We start from the raw sequence: 17,299 nt of genomic DNA, 5'->3' as shown, positions 1-17,299 counted from the left end.
AAAAATAACTCAATATTACACTATTCTTACACTTTTTCTACATTTTTTAATTATTTAATAACATATTTACTTATTCAATAAATTATTTATTTAATAAGTTCTATTTAATAGAGTTTGTAATATAAATATAATTCATTATTTATTATTAAATATAATCTACACTTATAAGGTTTTTTGATGAAAAAGATTATTGTTATTATTTCAAGCATCATTATTATTTTTCTAATTTTTCTAGTTTTTTTTAATTATAAAAATTTTTTCAATAATTCACAAAAAGAGTCAAAATACTATGGAAATATAGATACAAGAACTGTAAAAGTTGGATTTAGATTTATAGGTAAAATAGAAAATATCATAAAAGATGAAGGTCAAAGTGTAAAAAAAGATGAAATTTTAGTTCAATTAGATAACTCAAGCTTAAAAAAATCACTTGAAGAAGTTGAAATAAATATAAATGCTTCAAATATTGAATTATCAAAATTAAAATCAGGTTATAGATATGAAGAGATTTTAGAAGCAAAAGCTTCTGTTGATGAAGCACTTGCGAATCTAAATAAAGCAAATGATAATTTCATTAGACAAAAAAATCTATATAAAACAAAATCTACATCCCAAGAGAGTTATACTATTTCTGAATTAAACTATAATCTTGCACTTGCTTCTTTAAATAAAGCAAAAGCTGCTTATGAACTAATGAAAAACGGTTATAGAAATGAAGATATAAAAATCCAAGAAGAAAAAATAAAAGCGTTAAAAGCTCAAAAAGAAAAATTAGAGATAGATATAAAAGATTCTGTTATAACTTCACCTGTTAATGGTGTCATTCTTACAAGATATAAAGAAATTGGTTCTATTGCAACTGCTGGTGAAGCTATTTTAGAAATTGCAAAAAATGATGAATTTTGGGTACGAGCTTATATAGATGAAAAAAATTTAGGGGATATAAAACCTGGACTTGAAATGCAAGTTTTTAGTGATTCAAGAAATGAGCCTTATGAAGGTTATATTGGATTTATTTCACCTATTGCTGAATTTACTCCTAAAAATATTGAAACTCAAGAGTTAAGAGCTGATTTAGTTTATAGTTTTAGAGTTATTATTAAAAATAGTGATGATAAACTAAGACAAGGGATGCCAGTAACTTTACAAATAGCAAAAAATAATGCAAGTAATTAACGCAATAGATTTAGAAAAAAATTTTCAAAATACAAATGCTATAAAAAAAATCAGTTTTTCTATAAAAAGTGGAAAAATAACTGGACTTGTTGGACCAGATGGTGCAGGGAAAACTACACTTATTAGAATGCTTACAGGTCTTTTAACTCCAAGTTTTGGAAAACTTAATGTTTTAGGTTATCAAATGCCAAATACTTCAAGTGAATTTTTAAAACAAATTGGTTACATGCCACAGAAATTTGGTTTATATGAAGATTTAAGTGTTTATGAAAATTTGGAACTCTATGGAAATTTACAAGGAGTTGAAAATCTTTTTTTAAGAATAGAAGAACTTTTAGATTTTACTTCATTGAAAAAATTCAAAGATAGGCTTGCTGGAAATTTATCTGGTGGAATGAAACAAAAACTTGGACTTGCTTGTGCCTTAATAAAAAAACCAAAACTTCTTCTACTAGATGAACCAGGAGTTGGTGTTGACCCTATTTCTAGAATTGAACTTTGGCAAATGGTTCAAGAACTTTTAAAAGAAGATATTGCTGTTGTTTGGAGTACTTCTTATTTAGATGAAGCTGATATTTGTGATGAAGTGATTTTATTAAATGAAGGAACTTGTCTATATCAAGGAACTCCACAAGTTTTACGAGAAAAAATGAAAAATAGAGTCTTTTTAGTAAGTGGAGAGTTTTACAAAAAAAGAGAAGCACTTACTACTATTTTGGAACAAGATGAGATTTTAGATGCCGTATTAGTTGGTTCAAAAATTAGAATAAATTTACAAAAAAATAAATTATTAAAAAAAGATATTTATTATTCTTTAGGAAAAGATATAAAAATCGAACCAATAAATCCAATTTTTGAAGATGCCTTTGTTGATATTTTAAATGAAAAAACTCAAGCTCACTCAAAACTTGTAAGAAATATGAAAAATGTTGAACCATCAGATAAAAAACTTATCGAAGCAAAAAATTTAACAAAAAAATTTGGAGATTTTATAGCAACTGATAATATAGATTTTGAAATAGGACAAGGTGAAATTTTTGGATTTTTAGGACCAAATGGTGCAGGAAAATCAACAACTTTTAAAATGCTTTGCGGATTATTAACCCCTACTTTTGGAACTGCAAAAGTTTTAGGAGAAGATTTATATAACTCAAAATCAACTATTAGAAACTCTATTGGTTATATGGCACAAAAATTTTCCTTATATGGAAATCTAAATATAAAAGATAATCTTGAATTTTTTTCTGGAATTTATGGTTTAAAAGGTAAAAAAAGAAAAGAAAAAATAGAAGAGATGATAGAAATTTTTGATTTTAAAAACTATTTACAAACAAATACAGACTCTTTACCACTTGGAATAAAACAAAGACTTTCTCTTGCATGTTCAGTGATGCATGAACCAAAAGTTCTATTTTTAGATGAACCAACTTCAGGAGTTGACCCAATTACAAGAAAAGAGTTTTGGACACATATAAATAGTTTGGTAAAAAAAGGTGTTTCAATTATGGTAACAACCCATTTTATGGATGAAGCAGAATATTGCGATAAAATTATGCTTATTTATAAAGGAAAAGCTATTGCAAATGGAACTCCTGATGAACTAAAAAACTTAGTTGGTTCACAAGTATCTATGCAAGAAACATTTATCTCTTTAATTAAACAATATGATAAAGAAGAAAAATGAATTTAAAAAGATTAAAAGCCCTATTCAAAAAAGAGAGTTTACAAATATTTAGAGATCCAAGTTCAATTTTAATTGCTTTTATTTTACCCCTACTTTTACTTTTTCTAATGGGTTATGCCGTTTCTTTAGATGCTAGAAAAATTCCAATAGCAATTATTTCAAAAAGTAATAGTGAATTATCTCAAAAGTTAATCTCTTCTTTTATTAGTTCTAGATATTTTGAAGTTGATTTAGATAAAAATAAAAATCTTTATATAGAAAAAATGCAAGAAGGAAAAATAAAAGCAATTCTTAGTTTAAATAATGATTTTGGGAAGAATAACAATTTTGATATACAAGTAATAACTGATGGAAGTGAGCCAAATAGTGCAGGATTAATTCAAAACTATGTAAATGGAGTTATTAAACTTTGGGCAAAAAACAATAATATAGCAAATAAAGAGAATATTCAACTTCTAACAAGATATTGGTTTAATACGCCACTATCAAGTAGATATTTTTTACTTCCTGGTTCTATTGCCGTTATTATGACTTTGATAGGAACACTTCTTACTGCTCTTGTAATTGCTAGAGAATGGGAAAGAGGAACTATGGAAGCACTTATGGCAACACCTGCAACTATGAGTGAAATTATTGTTGGTAAATTAATCCCCTATTTTATCCTTGGAATGTTCTCTATGCTTTTATGTTTTGTAGTTGCATATTTTTGGTATCAAATACCATTTATAGGAAGTTTTTGGATACTATTAATACTAAGTGCGATTTATCTATTTTCATCTTTAAGTATTGGTTTACTTATTTCTACACTTGCCAAAAATCAATTTGTTGCAGCTCAAATATCTATTATTGCAGGTTTTTTACCAGCATTTTTATTATCAGGATTTTTATTTGAAATAGGAAATATGCCAACATGGCTTCAAACTCTAACTTTAATTGTTCCAGCTAGATATTTTGTAGAGTCTTTACAAACTATATTTTTAGCAGGAAATATATATGAGATATTTATTTCAAATATTATTTCTATGATTTTAATAGGTGCTTTTTTCTTTTTATTAGTTCTAAAAAAGTCAAAAAAAGGTTTATAAATGTTACAAAGATTGTTGGCTTTGATAAAAAAAGAGATTCTAGCCATAAAAAATGATAAAAAAAGTCTAATGGTTGTTATTCTTCCACCACTTGTTCAAGTGGTTATTTTTTCTTTTGCAGCAACTTTGGAAGTAAAAAATATAGATTTAGTTTTATTAAATCAAGATGGAAGTCAAAAAAGTCAAGAATTAATAAGAAATTTTCAAGGCTCATCATATATAAAATCATTAAATTTTGTAAAAAGTTATGAAGAAGGAAAAGAAAAAATTGATATTCAAGATGCTATAGGATTTTTAGTAATCCCAAGTGATTTTGCAAAAGATTTACAAAATGGAAGCTCAAATATACAACTAATTCTTGATGGAAGACGCTCAAATACTTCACAAATAGTTGAAGGTTATATAAATCAAATAATTTTAAATAGCTTTAAAAAAGATGAAAATATTTCAAAAATAAATATTATCTCAAGGAACTTTTACAATCCAAATTTAGATAACTTTTGGTGGATAGTTCCTTCATTATTTGGTTCTATTTCTATGGTTGTCGCTATGCTTTTAACTGCTTTATCAATAGCAAGAGAAAAAGAGTTAGGAACTTTTGAACAAATTTTAGTATCTCCTTTAAACTCTTTTGAAATTCTTTTAGGAAAACTTTTACCTGCACTTATTATTAGTATTGTTGAGTCTAGTTTTATACTTTTTATTGCAATTTTTCTTTTTGGTGTTCCATTAAATGGCTCAATTTGGCTTTTATATTTAAGTGTAATTGTATTTTTATTTTCTATGTCAGGAATTGGATTATTTATCTCTTCAATTTCAAACACACAACAACAAGCAATTTTAGGAAGTTTTGTCGTGATGCTTCCCTCTTTTTTACTCTCAGGTTTTGCAACACCAATTTCAAATATGCCTTCTTGGCTTCAACCTTTTACAGATTTAATACCATTAAAATACTATTTAGAACTAATAAAAGGAGTATTTTTAAAAGATATTAGTTTTGATATTGCTTTAAATAATTTAACTCCAATGTTTTTATTTGGAGTAATCTCTTTATATGGAACAATACAATTTTTTAAAAATAAAAGGTCTTAAGAGCTTCTATTTAACTCTAAAATGTTATAAATTGTGATATAAAGTTTCAAATAATAAGTTAAAAATAATTTATTGATTAAAATCAATAAAATTTTTAGAAAAAAAGGTAAAATAATCTTTTGTGTTAGAATTTTATTTTAGGATACCTTGTGTTAAATGTTTTTTTATTAACTTATTTTACAAAAAAATTAGATTTAGTTATTATTGAAAAAAACTCTTCCATAACAGATAAATACAACGATTATCTTCAATCTATCTTTAAAAATGTAAAAAACTATGATTCTCAAGAAGAGTTTCTAATAGACTTAAATGAAAATAATTTTGATATTTTATTACTTGATAACGAAGTAATCGATATTGAATCTACATTTTTGTTTATAAAAGAGATTCATAAAATCAATCCTTTAATTAAAATTATTCTTTTTTCAAAATATGTTGATTATCATATATTAATAAAATGTTTTAAATATAATGTTACAGGTTTTATGTCTTTTAATAGTAATGAACAAGATTTAAAAGATTTTCTAAAAATATCAGTTAGACGACTTTTACTTAATAATAGCCACAAATTTAATGAAAATAAAAATAAATTTGATGTAATTGATTGTTTAAATTTTCTAAAAGAGGAAGAAGCAAAATTAAATTTAGTTAACCATTTTAAAGGAATAGCTATTATAAGAGCTGCACAAATTTTAGAATTTGATGAACAAATAATTAAAATGAAAGCAGACAATACTCAACTAAGAACCATGAAAAAAGATAATCAAGTTGTTATTTCATCTATTCATTTAGGAGTTGAAATATTAACAACTACACAATTTGTTGACCTTGAAAAAGATGAGATTCATCTAAAATATAACAATTTAATAGATTCATATGTACATCATAGAAAAACTCCAAGAGTTGACCCTAAAAAAGGTTCAAATGTTATAATAGAATTAAATAAGAAACTAATCAAAATTGATATTGTAAATATCTCAATCAATCATGTTTTATGTCTTTCAAAAGATTTAATTCCTGATTTAAAAATTCACTCAAATGTTAAAATCTCAATTAATTGTAATATCAATCAAAAAAACAGTAATAATCTAAACTATATTATAAAAACTACAGCTTTTGTAAAAGAGATTTATTCTACTGCTGATGGAGAAAAAATTCTTTTAAGATTTAAACTTAACAAACAAGATTATGAAATTTTAGATAGTTATATTTCATTTAGAATAAAAGAGATTATTATGGAATTAAAAGATATTACTTATTAAATTTTAAATACATATTTACTTAACAAATTTTTGGTTATTATTGCAAAAAAATTTTAACCAAAAGTAGGAGTAATATGTATCAAAATATAAAAACTTTCATAGAAAGTGGATTTTTCACAAAATTCATTACTTATTTAATCATTTTAAATGGTATTACAATGGGTTTAGAAACTTCAAAAGATTTTATGACAAGTTTTGGAAATTTTACAAACCTTTTTAATCAAATTGTTATTACTATTTTTACAATAGAAATAATACTTAGAATTTATGTTCACAAAAGCTCATTTTTCAAAGACCCTTGGAGTCTTTTTGATTTTACAATAGTTGCAATTTCATTGGTTCCTTTAAATCCAGGATTTGAAATATTAAGGGTTTTAAGAGTTTTAAGATTATTTAGATTAATTACAGTTGTTCCTCAAATGAGAAAAATTGTTTCAGCACTAATTAGTGTAATTCCAGGAATGTTAAGTGTTGTTGCATTGATGGTTCTATTTTTCTATGTTTTTGCAATTATGGCAACACATCTTTTTGCTCAAACTTTCCCACAATGGTTTGGAACATTAGGAGAATCTTTTTATAGTTTATTCCAAATTATGACTTTAGAATCTTGGTCTATGGGAATTGTACGACCAATTATGGATATTCATCCATATGCTTGGATTTTTTTCGTACCATTTATTTTTATTACAACATTTGTAATGATAAACTTAGTAGTTGCTATTATCGTTGATGCAATGGCTATTTTAAATGCAAAAGAAGAAGAAAATATTATAAGTGAAGTACATATAAACGAAACACATATCCATGAAGAAGTGAAAAAATTAAGAGAAGAAATCGTTGAATTAAAAACTATGATAAAAGAGTTAAATAAATAAGGTTTAAAACCTTATTTATTTTTTATAAATGACTAATTTGTAAAATTTCGTATTGTAAATACCAAATAGCTACAGAAACAACATATCCTATAAATACTGTCCAAGCATATTTCATATGACTTGCAAAAGTATAAACTCCAGGCATTTTTCCCATAACTCCAACACCAGCTGCACTTCCAAAAGAGATTAATGAACCTCCAATTCCAGCTGTCATAGTTACAAGCATCCATTGGTCTAGTCCCATTTGAGGATTTGCTTTTAAAACAGCACTCATAACAGGAACATTATCTACAACTGCTGATAAAAGTCCAACAGCAATATTTGCCCAAGTTGCCCCTAACATTTCAGGTTCATAAACAACAACTGCTAAACCTAACCAACCAATAAAATATAAAGCTCCAACTGCTGCTAAAATACCAAAAAAGAAAAGTAAAGTATTATTTTCTATTTTTGCAATTGAGTGAAAAATATTTAAAGGACTATTATATTTTTTAACAATTCTAATTGTATAAAGTTTTAGTAAAGCAAGACCAAATAACATCCCCCACATTGCTGGAAAATGGAAAACTTGATGAGAAATAACAGCTAAAATAATTGTTAAAATTCCAAGAGCAATTACAATATTTGCACCTGTCATTAACTCTGGTTTTGTCTCTTTTGAAATATCAAATGCAGGTTTACTATTTGGAACAAATCTTGAAAGTAAAAATGAAGTTACAATAAACCCTATAAATGAAGCTGGGAATAAATAGAAGAAATCAGTAAATACACCCTTTCCTGCTGTCCAAACCATTAAAGTTGTAATATCACCAAATGGAGACCAAGCACCACCTGCATTTGCAGCTACAACAATATTTATAGCACCTGGTACTAAAAACTCTTTTTTATTCTTATCAATTGTAATTAAAACCGTAGATAAAATAAGCGCAGTTGTTAAGTTATCAGCAATTGGAGAGATAAAAAATGCTAAAAATCCAGTTACCCAAAATAGTTTTCTATATGTATAACCTTTTGAGATTAGATTATATTTTAGTCTATCAAATACTCCCATTGAAATTAAAGTTTCAATATAAGTCATAGCAACGTATAAAAAGAAGAAAATCCCTGCTATTTCTAAAATCAAATGATTCATATCATTACTTAAAATATTTATATCTAAATCATTTAATACGTAATATAAACCAATCAACATAAACATAAATGTTCCAATAAATAAAGCTGGTTTTGCTTTATCAACATGATATTTATCTTCAGCTGCTATAAAATAGTAACCAATTACAAATATAACTAAAGAACTAATTCCAACCCAAGTCATAGTTATATCTGGAAAAACTTCACTTACACTTTGTGAACTACTTGCAAAGAGATGCAACATAGTTAAAAATAATCCTAAAAAGATTTTTAGCATTTGTTTCCTTTTTGTTTTTTATGTAAATTCTTTAATTTTAACCCCTATAAAGATTTTACAAAAGATGATTCTTTTTCAAGAATTTTGAAACGTATTGTATTTTAATTTACAAATTAGGTCTTTTTATTTTGTGCTAAAATTATTGTTATTTAGTGCTATATTTATATTTAATTAATGCTTTATTATTTTGAATAAAAATCTAAAATCTATTGATTAAAATTTCTAAAAATAAGCTATAATTTTTCAAATATCTTTAGGAGAAAAAAATGTTTCATATGCCAAGTGGAATGCAATTAGTTGTAATTATGGTTGTAATACTTTTACTTTTTGGTGGTAAAAAAATACCTGAATTAGCAAAAGGTTTAGGAAGTGGAATTAAAAACTTTAAAAAAGCAATAAGTGATGATGATACTGAATTACAAGCAGATACAAAAACAGTACAAACAAAAAATGAAGAAAGAAAAATATAAAATATTTGGTTTTTAACCAAATATTTTAATAATTATTTTTCACTATCTAAAATAAATTGTCTATTTTTATAAATTGATTGAATAAAGGCAAGTGAAATTGGAACAATTGCTAAAGTTGTAACAAACATTGATGGAAGATGGTGAAAAATCTGTATTATCATAGAAAAAGATAAAAAACCAATAGACCACATAGCTCCATGTTCAAGATAGATATATTTTGTTACAACATCTTTTTCAACCATGTATATAGTTAAAGACCTAACAGCCATCGCACCAATTCCAAGTCCTAACATAATAATAACAATATTTTGAGTAACTGCAAAAGCACCTAAAACTCCATCTAATGAAAATGACATATCAATAATCTCAAGATAAATAAAAGAGATAAAACCACCACTTAATTGAGTAACTTTAGAATCTTTTTCTTCTTTATTTTTTTCCATAAAATCTTTAAAAAACTCTATTAAATAAAAAGCAATCATTCCAATTAACATAGGTGCAAGTATTTCTATCTTATTTACAACTGCCATTTCATCGCCCATTACTACTTCATTTGGTGCAAAATATGTAATTCCTAACATCAAAAAAAGAATAAATATAATTTTTATATCACCTTTTTTTGATATTTTTGTTGCAAAATTTTCAATATATTTTATCCAATGTAAATCTTTGTTTGCGTCAAATAAAAACTTCAAAAATAACATCAATAAAAACATCCCACCAAAAGACATAATCACATGATGAGAACTCTCTATTATTTTTTCATACTCATCTGGATTAGTTATTGCTAGATTAAATGAATCAACTAAATTCATTGATGTTGAAAAATATACTATGAAAATAGGAAATATAAATCTTACTCCAAAAACAGCAATAATCATACCCCAAACAAGAAATCTTTGTCTCCAAACAACAGCCATTGTTGCCAAAATTGTGGCATTTACAACTGCATTATCAAAAGATAAAGATAATTCAAGAACTGATAAAATTGTACCTTGATAAACTGCAAATATTCCACCATAAAAATAGAGTAATAAACTAGCAATAAACCAAACTACAAAAAATCCATAAAAATATGAAACTATAGATTTTTCTTTCAAATCACACTTCCTTTAAACTAAAAATTTCTAATTATCTTTTAACAAATCATCAATAGTATGCTCTTTAACAAACTGTTTTGTTGTTTTAAATTCAAATTCAACAGCTTTTCTATCTTTAATTTCAGAAAGTTTTGTTGAACCAAAACCACTTGAATATAATTTTTCAGCTGGAATATCATACTTTAATAATTCTCTAATTACATTATTTGCTCTTGCTGTTGATAAATCTAAAGCATCTTTATACTTTGAGCCTTTAATTTCATAATCTTCAGCATAACCCTTTACATTTATTTGTGTATCTTTAGGTAAAACAGTTATTATTTTAGCCAATCTTGAGAAAAATACAGTTGCATCTTTACTTTTTATATCAGCTCTACCATCTTCAAATAAAAGTTGCGCAGGTATCGACATCAATGCCCCGTTTATTCTTTCTTCAAAGTTTCCATCATTTGCATTTTTAGTTTCTAAATCATTTAACTTTGAATTTATTTGTGCAAAAGTATCTTTAGCATCATCCATATTTGCATTATTTTCTGCAATCGCTTGAGAAATTTTTTCTCTATCTACCATAGAACTTGTATCTACATGTAAATTAAAGATTTTAAAAAACTCTTCTTTTAAAGCCTTTTGTTTTTCTACATTTACAGAAGCTAAAGCATAAAGAGCAATAAATAATGCAAGTAATAAACTCAAAAAATCTGCATATGGAACTGCCCATTTTTCGCCAGAAGGACATTCACATTTTTTTCGTCGTCTTCTTGCCATTTTTAACTTCTTAAGGGCATAACTGTTATTAATTTAGTTAATTTTAACTTCAATTCACCTGGAGCATCACCTCTTACAATAGCTTTTGCTGCATATAAAATTATCTCTTTTTCTTTTATAATTGTACGAGCTTTAGCTCTCATTTTATTTCCCCATGGACCAAAGAAAACATAAGATGCTGCAATTCCTGTAACTGTTGCTGTAAATGCACCTGCAATTCCTGCTGCCATTTCTGCTGGATTATCTAATCTTTGTAAAGCTAAGATTAGTCCAAGAACTGCACCAATTAATCCAATAGTTGGTGATGTTTCAGCTGCTAATATCCAATAGTGAGATGCACTGTGATAATAGTGTTCTGTTTCTTCAATAATTGCATCTAAAGATTCTTCTATTTGTTCTTCTTTAGAACCATCAACAACCATATTCATTGCTTCTTTTAGAAATTCATCATCTATTTCTTCAAGATATTTTTCTAAAGAAAGAACTCCATTTTTTTTAACTAAAATTGAATACTCAACTAATTCATCAATTCTACTTTCAAAATCAATTGGTAATTGTTTAAAAACCATTTTTAATTCAATAAAAGCTGCTTTTATAGCTGAAGTTTCACAAGCTGCTGCTGCTGCAAACATTGCTGTTGGAATAACGATTATTAAAGATGTAATATGAACAACGTGAACTGGATTACCACCTTCTAATATATCACCAATAGAAATAGATGCAATAGCCCCAATTATCCCAATAAGTACAGTTAAATCCATCTTATGTCCTACAAATTTTCTTTAAGATATACAATACTATCCTAAAATTCATTTCTTAATTATTAAGTTAAATAAAATAATAATTTTATTTCAACATTGATTTGATGGCATTTAAAAAAATTATTTTTTAAAATTATTATAAAATATATTAAATAATCTCTTCCATCTCATTTTTTATGCTGTAATTTAAAGTTTTCAGAAATATTTTTAAATCTTCCAAATTTTTACTACAAAAATCAGCCTCTTTTATGGAAATCATTTTATTATTTACAAATAATCCTTGTCCACCAATAATTATTTTTCCCAAAAAAAGATTATAATCACTTTTTAACTCTTTTACTATTTGTTGCAAAGTTGCAACATTTGAAGGAAGGGTTACACTTAAAATTACTAAATCAGGTTTTAGTTCATAAATTGAATTTATCAACTCTTTATTTGATAATTTTGAACCTAGATTTTTTACACTAAATCCATTACTTTCGAGAAATTTTCCTACAATTTTTATTCCCAAATTATGTAATTCATCACCTACAGTTGAGATAATTACTTTTGGTTTATCAATATCAAGAAAAAGATTATCTTTTATATAATAATTAATCACATCATCAATTAAAGAACTAGCCAAATGCTCTTTTGCTACACTTAACTCGTTTAGTTGCCAAAGTTGACCAACTTTATACATCAAAGGATTTATTAACTCTTGAATAAAAAGAAAAATATTATTATCAAAAAGTTTTAAGTTTTTTTGAACTAAATCATAAAAATTATTCTTTTGACCATTTAATAAATTAGATAAAAGTTCTTCAAATAGCTCTTGATATTTATTATTCACAACTATTTTTTTTGTTTCTTGGGCATTTAATTTAAAATCTTCATGGTTATAAATTTTCTATAATAAAATAATCAAAATAATATAAATTAATCATCAAAAATATAAAAATTAGAAAACTAAAATTTCTCATAAAACCATAAAAAATATTTTTTGGAAATAATAATTTATCTTCTCTTGTTATCATTAACATATTTGATATTAGTTTATCTTCACAATCAAATATTTCTAATAGATCACGATATACTTTATTCTTACTTTTTTGAATATATTTAATAATTGTATTACCAAATTTATCCCAATATAGTGTTTGAATATAACCTGAAATTGTTGTTGCACAAAATTTTGGAAGTAATGCAATAAATAAAGCCGAAAAAACCACTAATGGAATTTTTAATAAATCTAACCAACCTAATCCTAAAATTGGATAATATTTTGAAACAATTGCTACTTCAAAAATAAGAGTAAATATTAAAGCTGGCTAATATCTAGCTTTTAATTCATACTCATTTTTTGCTAATAACTTAATTATTTTGAAATATAAACTATTCACTCTTTCACCTTTTAATTTATTTTTGACATAATACAATAAAAAATAATTAATAACAAGAAATATTACATTTTGTAATATTTCTTATACTTTTAAAAATTAAGGAGAAATATTTTAGTGAGTAATTATTAATTTTAACTCACTAAAGTGAAATTTATATCACTAAAATACTTTTTATTAATCTCTTTCAAATCCTCTATCTTTATCATTAGTCTTTATAACGTCTATTCTAGGCATTTTCTCTTTTATAAGCTCTTTTACTTTATCAAAGTCAGCTGTTTTAAAATATGCCTTTGCAAATACTTTAAATCTCTCATATTGATTAGCTTTCTCTTGTAAAATATCATTATTTTTTTCTAGTTGTTCAACTTTACGATTAAGTTCTTCTTCTTTATTCTTTGATTTTACAATAAAGTTATCTACACTTTCAGTATGATAAATATATCGATCTTCTTTTTTTAGTATTCCTTTTGAGATAGTAACCCTCTCTTTTAAAATTTCCCCTTTTACTGTTAAAGTTGTATCTCTTTCTTTTTGCTCCAGTTTAGTTAATTTTTCATTTTGAATATTTATTGTTTTAACTTTTTCATCTATTAATTGTTTTAAATCTTCTAAACTTAGCTCTTTAAGTTCTAATTGCTGTTTTAAATCTTTATTTACTTGCTCTAGCTTTGCATACTCTGGTCTAGTTGCTTTTTGTTCTTTTAACTCTTCCCTTTGATTGTTTATTGCTAATTTTAATAATCTAAGTTTTTCTAAATACTCTTCTTTCTCTTTCATAACAACTTTGTACTCTTTATGACCTAATCTTTTTGCTTTACTTCCACGTTCTCCTCTCTCCATTCCTAAGTGTTCAGCAACAATATCTTGAAGCTTTATAAGCTTAGTTCTATTCATATGCTCTCTTCTATACATTTGTTGCCCTGTTTCTTTATCAAGTGTAAAAAAACTTATATGAGCATGATGATTTTTTCTAATTAGTTTTCCATCTTTTTCTTGACCTTCATCTTTATGAATTGCAACTTGAATTGTTTGAAAGCCAGTTTCTTTTTCAATCTTTTTTGCGAGTTCTAAAACATCATCTAACTTATGCTCTGTTTTTAAATTTACTATTGCTTCCCATAAAGTATTTTTTTTATCAGCTGTTTTATTTAGTCCTTTTTCTAATCTATTTTCTTTTGCCTTTTTATACATTTCATTAAACTTTGTCAATGCCTCTTTTGAGCCAATATCAAACTCATTATCTTTTGTATATTCTTCAAAGATTGTATTAGCTTTTTTTTCTTCTTCTCTAGCATTATGTTTAAAAGCATGGATATTTACTTTTTGAAAATTTATAGAAGATTTTGCAACTTTTTTACTTGAAGAATTTAATTTATTTTTTTCGCCAGCGAAATTATTTGTAGTATTTTCATAATCATTTTTTGAAGTTTTAAATCCACCTTTTGGAGTTGGTGTTCCACTATTTTTTTCAAATTCATCTTCTAATTCATATTCAAAACTCATTAGAAAAACTCCTCCCTTTTTTATAAAAAGAATCTACCCTTGTGGTAGAAGCAACTAAATTACAATTTCAATTGGATAGTGCGCACTATCCAATAGACTTAGTCTATTTATAGTTTTACATACCACAAGGGTATAGAAATAAAAGGGAGAAATCAATCTCCCAATTTTTATCACACATTCAATTCACTCACGCTCTGCTCTGCGTTTTATATTTTGTTTTTCAATCGTTTCTGTAAGTAATTCAATTTCATCTTCATCTATACATATTGATTTTCTTGCCAGTTCTGCCATGTCAGCTAAAGCGCTACTCAAAAATAAATTTTGGTCGAATAATTTTGAAATTTCAGCTTTCAGAATCATATTTTCTATTTTCAAATTCTCATTTCTTGATGTTTCATTTTTTTTAATTAACTCTTCTATTGTATAATTCTTATTCATGATTTTCCTTTTTATATTTCTAAAAGCTTTGCATTTTGAATGTTTAGATAGCCTCTCTTCGTCCGAGAAATAAATAGTTCTAGTTCTCTACCAGTCAGCTCTAAATTCTTAAAACAAATACTTTTATCTCTAGCACAATAATCTTCATTAAAAAATACACTACTTTTAAATTTGATATTATCAGTTTTGAAAAAAACCACCAAGTTATTGGTTTTGCCCCAACACAATAAGTCAATTTTTGTAACTAATGGTTTTGATAAATCAAACTCTTTCAGATGATTATTATAAGCGCTTAAAATCGACTTTATTTCATCGTAATTGAATATTCTGTTAGCTTTCATGCTCTACTCTCCTATCTAATTTGCACTTTATTTGCCAATGTATCTTTTACCCTATTTACTATTGCTACACCTGCACTTTTTGCTGTTTTATTAATCGCTTGACCAGCAAACTTTAATCCCGTATATTTACTAAATGTGCTTACCATAGCTCCACCCTACACCACTTGTTAAACTGCTTCCCTCATTTGAGCTTCCTATTAACTGGTTAATAATGTTTGGTATTTTAAAAACCGCAATAATTACTAAACCTTGAGCTAAAATTAAAACTAAAATATATTGTATATTTTGTTCAAAACTTGTATCTATTGCCTTAGCTGTTACCATAGTTAAATCAACTACTTTTATTGATACTAAACCGAAAAGTATTGTAAACGGAGCATACAGAGAAATAGATATATAAAGCTTTACCCATGAAAAAAATACATATTCCGTCTTTTTCCAAATTAATGTAGGTAAAATAAGAGGTAATAAAGCTAAAACAATCTCACTTAAAAAGATTGAAAAAACAGTATTTAAAATAATCACTAACATCAATAAAGACCCCGAAAACCAAACAATAATTCCATAAATAAAAGGAGCAATATCTGTAATACCTCCTTTATCAAAAATACTTTTAGTAATTAATGTTTGTGCGCTGTACAATGAATTGATGATATTTTCAATATCAGCTGAATTATTAGCTTTTCTAATTAAACTATGTATTGCTGTTGTAAATGTTTCTCTTGGTAAATTAAAAATATCAATTAAGTTCTGATATACAGAATGATTTATTAATAACATTTTTACAGTTGAAAAAACCAATATAGTCCATATTGATTTATATGCAATTTCTTCACTTCCAAATTTTTTAAAAGCAATCATAAAGCCGATATAAATTATTGCAAAAGCAAAAGCAATATTAAAAAATCCGTTATCAAAAATCGCTTTCGAACTTTGATACAAGCCATTCTGAATATCTCCAGTTACATTTTCGAATATGGATATCAGATATTTAAAAATATTTTGTTCCATTTAGATTTCCTTTCGCCAATTATCAGGATTTTCTCCCTTTTTATTCTCCTCTAATTTTCTTAATTCTAATTTTATTTTTTCAAATTCATCTTTAGCGCTAAAAGGTGTTTTTATATAACTTTTTAGATTTTTAATCTCCTCTTCAAGTTCCATTCGAGTAGTTAGTAAATCTGTAATATAAGCTTTTGAATCTTTTATCAAATTATCTGATGCTAAATATAAGCTGATTAAGCTAGCTCTTTCTTTTTCCAATTCCAATATCTTCTCTTGTAATTGTTTTTTGCTTAGATGATTCATTGTAGTATTTCCTTTAATAAATAATCTTCATGATCCACAGCATAATTAACAACTTCTGATAATGAATGTTTTTTTAGATAATTAATAGTAGCTTCGCTGACATCTAATTTTTCAATATCAACATTTGACATTTCAATTGCAGTTAAAGAAGAAAACATTGAAAGTTTTTTGATATCTTCTTGTATATCTTCTTGTATATCTTCTCTTTCTCTATCTCTTTTCTCTATCTCTTTTCTCTTGTCGGACATGGGGAGGACATTGTCTTTTTTTTGTCTTTCTCTATATTCTCTTTTTTTTCTTGCAAAATCTGTTTCAACACCAGTAAGTTCTGCAACTAAAGGAATGTAAAAAGTTCTTTCATCTTTTTTTTCTAGAATGTTAGTTTGAGTTAAAAAACCTAGAGTTACAATTAAATTATCTTCATCTTCATCTAGTATTAATGCTAACTCTTTTTGTAAGTTTTGTTCTATATTTTGGAACTTGATAAGCCCATTATCTTTTAGACTTAGAAGCATAATTTTTTGGAAAATTATAGTATAGGTATCTCCACCCGCCATTTTTCTCAATTTTTTTATTCTCAAATCTGAAAAAAATGTTTCTTTTAATTTTAACCAATAGTATTTTTTTATTGACATACTTTACCTTCTTA

General features: G+C 25.8%; 20 protein-coding genes. 7 read left to right on the top strand and 13 right to left on the bottom strand.

The features are described 5' to 3' along the window. The first annotated feature begins 177 nt into the window (after window positions 1–177). From AELL_RS05905 to AELL_RS05880, 6 genes are all read left to right on the top strand, one after another. Window positions 178–1,176: an HlyD family secretion protein gene (locus AELL_RS05905; protein ID WP_118917059.1), complete on the top strand. Its 999-nt coding sequence runs from the start codon at window positions 178–180 to the stop codon at window positions 1,174–1,176. Then, window positions 1,163–2,860, top strand: coding sequence for an ATP-binding cassette domain-containing protein (locus tag AELL_RS05900; RefSeq protein WP_118917058.1), 1,698 nt, complete (start codon window positions 1,163–1,165; stop codon window positions 2,858–2,860). The genes AELL_RS05905 and AELL_RS05900 overlap by 14 nt, the downstream gene beginning before the upstream one ends. After that, the gene (locus AELL_RS05895; RefSeq protein ID WP_118917057.1) at window positions 2,857–3,945 is read left to right on the top strand and encodes an ABC transporter permease; all 1,089 of its coding nucleotides are present in this window, start codon (window positions 2,857–2,859) and stop codon (window positions 3,943–3,945) included. The genes AELL_RS05900 and AELL_RS05895 overlap by 4 nt, the downstream gene beginning before the upstream one ends. Further along, window positions 3,946–5,037, top strand: a complete 1,092-nt coding sequence (locus AELL_RS05890; RefSeq protein ID WP_118917056.1) for an ABC transporter permease — start codon at window positions 3,946–3,948, stop codon at window positions 5,035–5,037. It begins immediately after the preceding gene. A gap of 149 nt (window positions 5,038–5,186) precedes the next feature. Next, window positions 5,187–6,299: a response regulator gene (locus AELL_RS05885; RefSeq protein WP_164967227.1), complete on the top strand. Its 1,113-nt coding sequence runs from the start codon at window positions 5,187–5,189 to the stop codon at window positions 6,297–6,299. Window positions 6,300–6,373: 74 nt separating this feature from the next. Beyond that, window positions 6,374–7,174: an ion transporter gene (locus tag AELL_RS05880; RefSeq protein WP_118917054.1), complete on the top strand. Its 801-nt coding sequence runs from the start codon at window positions 6,374–6,376 to the stop codon at window positions 7,172–7,174. Window positions 7,175–7,196: 22 nt separating this feature from the next. Here the strand turns inward: AELL_RS05880 and nhaD are convergent, their stop codons facing one another. Beyond that, the gene (gene nhaD / locus AELL_RS05875; protein ID WP_118917053.1) at window positions 7,197–8,582 is read right to left on the bottom strand and encodes a sodium:proton antiporter NhaD; all 1,386 of its coding nucleotides are present in this window, start codon (window positions 8,580–8,582) and stop codon (window positions 7,197–7,199) included. Between the two features lie 266 nt (window positions 8,583–8,848). On the opposite strand from nhaD, the gene AELL_RS05870 reads away from it, so the two are divergent. Then, window positions 8,849–9,052: a Sec-independent protein translocase subunit TatA/TatB gene (locus tag AELL_RS05870; protein ID WP_118917052.1), complete on the top strand. Its 204-nt coding sequence runs from the start codon at window positions 8,849–8,851 to the stop codon at window positions 9,050–9,052. Window positions 9,053–9,084: 32 nt separating this feature from the next. On the opposite strand, the gene AELL_RS05865 is transcribed toward AELL_RS05870, so the two are convergent. The 12 genes from AELL_RS05865 to AELL_RS05815 all read right to left on the bottom strand — a co-directional run bounded on the left by AELL_RS05865 (window position 9,085) and on the right by AELL_RS05815 (window position 17,285). Continuing rightward, the gene (locus AELL_RS05865; protein WP_118917051.1) at window positions 9,085–10,152 is read right to left on the bottom strand and encodes a DUF475 domain-containing protein; all 1,068 of its coding nucleotides are present in this window, start codon (window positions 10,150–10,152) and stop codon (window positions 9,085–9,087) included. A 27-nt stretch (window positions 10,153–10,179) separates the two neighbouring features. Further along, window positions 10,180–10,917, bottom strand: coding sequence for a flagellar motor protein MotB (motB, locus tag AELL_RS05860; RefSeq protein WP_118917050.1), 738 nt, complete (start codon window positions 10,915–10,917; stop codon window positions 10,180–10,182). Between the two features lie 2 nt (window positions 10,918–10,919). Beyond that, window positions 10,920–11,678: a flagellar motor stator protein MotA gene (gene motA, locus AELL_RS05855; protein ID WP_118917049.1), complete on the bottom strand. Its 759-nt coding sequence runs from the start codon at window positions 11,676–11,678 to the stop codon at window positions 10,920–10,922. 148 nt (window positions 11,679–11,826) lie between these two features. Then, a complete protein-coding gene (locus AELL_RS05850) occupies window positions 11,827–12,510 on the bottom strand; it encodes a cobalamin B12-binding domain-containing protein (RefSeq protein ID WP_118917048.1) in 684 nt (227 codons plus the stop codon). Between the two features lie 46 nt (window positions 12,511–12,556). After that, entirely contained in the window at window positions 12,557–12,889 is a 333-nt protein-coding gene (locus AELL_RS05845) for a hypothetical protein (protein ID WP_118917047.1), read from the bottom strand. Between the two features lie 345 nt (window positions 12,890–13,234). After that, on the bottom strand, window positions 13,235–14,563 hold the full coding sequence (locus AELL_RS05840; RefSeq protein ID WP_118917046.1) for a plasmid recombination protein: 1,329 nt from the start codon (window positions 14,561–14,563) through the stop codon (window positions 13,235–13,237). Between the two features lie 183 nt (window positions 14,564–14,746). Then, window positions 14,747–15,001 carry a hypothetical protein gene (locus tag AELL_RS05835; protein ID WP_118917045.1) on the bottom strand — a complete coding sequence of 85 codons (255 nt, stop codon included), beginning with the start codon at window positions 14,999–15,001 and terminating at the stop codon, window positions 14,747–14,749. A gap of 11 nt (window positions 15,002–15,012) precedes the next feature. After that, window positions 15,013–15,342: a hypothetical protein gene (locus AELL_RS05830; protein WP_118917044.1), complete on the bottom strand. Its 330-nt coding sequence runs from the start codon at window positions 15,340–15,342 to the stop codon at window positions 15,013–15,015. Between the two features lie 11 nt (window positions 15,343–15,353). Then, a complete protein-coding gene (locus AELL_RS14405) occupies window positions 15,354–15,488 on the bottom strand; it encodes a hypothetical protein (RefSeq protein WP_268878300.1) in 135 nt (44 codons plus the stop codon). Further along, window positions 15,472–16,353, bottom strand: coding sequence for a type IV secretion system protein (locus tag AELL_RS05825; protein WP_118917043.1), 882 nt, complete (start codon window positions 16,351–16,353; stop codon window positions 15,472–15,474). Before AELL_RS05825 ends, AELL_RS14405 begins: the two co-directional genes overlap by 17 nt. Then, the gene (locus AELL_RS05820) at window positions 16,354–16,650 is read right to left on the bottom strand and encodes a hypothetical protein (protein WP_118917042.1); all 297 of its coding nucleotides are present in this window, start codon (window positions 16,648–16,650) and stop codon (window positions 16,354–16,356) included. Then, on the bottom strand, window positions 16,647–17,285 hold the full coding sequence (locus AELL_RS05815) for a phage replisome organizer N-terminal domain-containing protein (protein WP_118917041.1): 639 nt from the start codon (window positions 17,283–17,285) through the stop codon (window positions 16,647–16,649). Before AELL_RS05815 ends, AELL_RS05820 begins: the two co-directional genes overlap by 4 nt. Window positions 17,286–17,299 lie beyond the last annotated feature (14 nt).

The sequence above is a fragment of the Arcobacter ellisii genome, from assembly GCF_003544915.1.
In the GTDB taxonomy this organism is placed as follows: Bacteria; Campylobacterota; Campylobacteria; order Campylobacterales; family Arcobacteraceae; genus Aliarcobacter; species Aliarcobacter ellisii.
The sequence above is the reverse complement of the archived record's forward strand: the minus strand, read 5'-3'. Positions and strand labels throughout refer to the sequence as shown.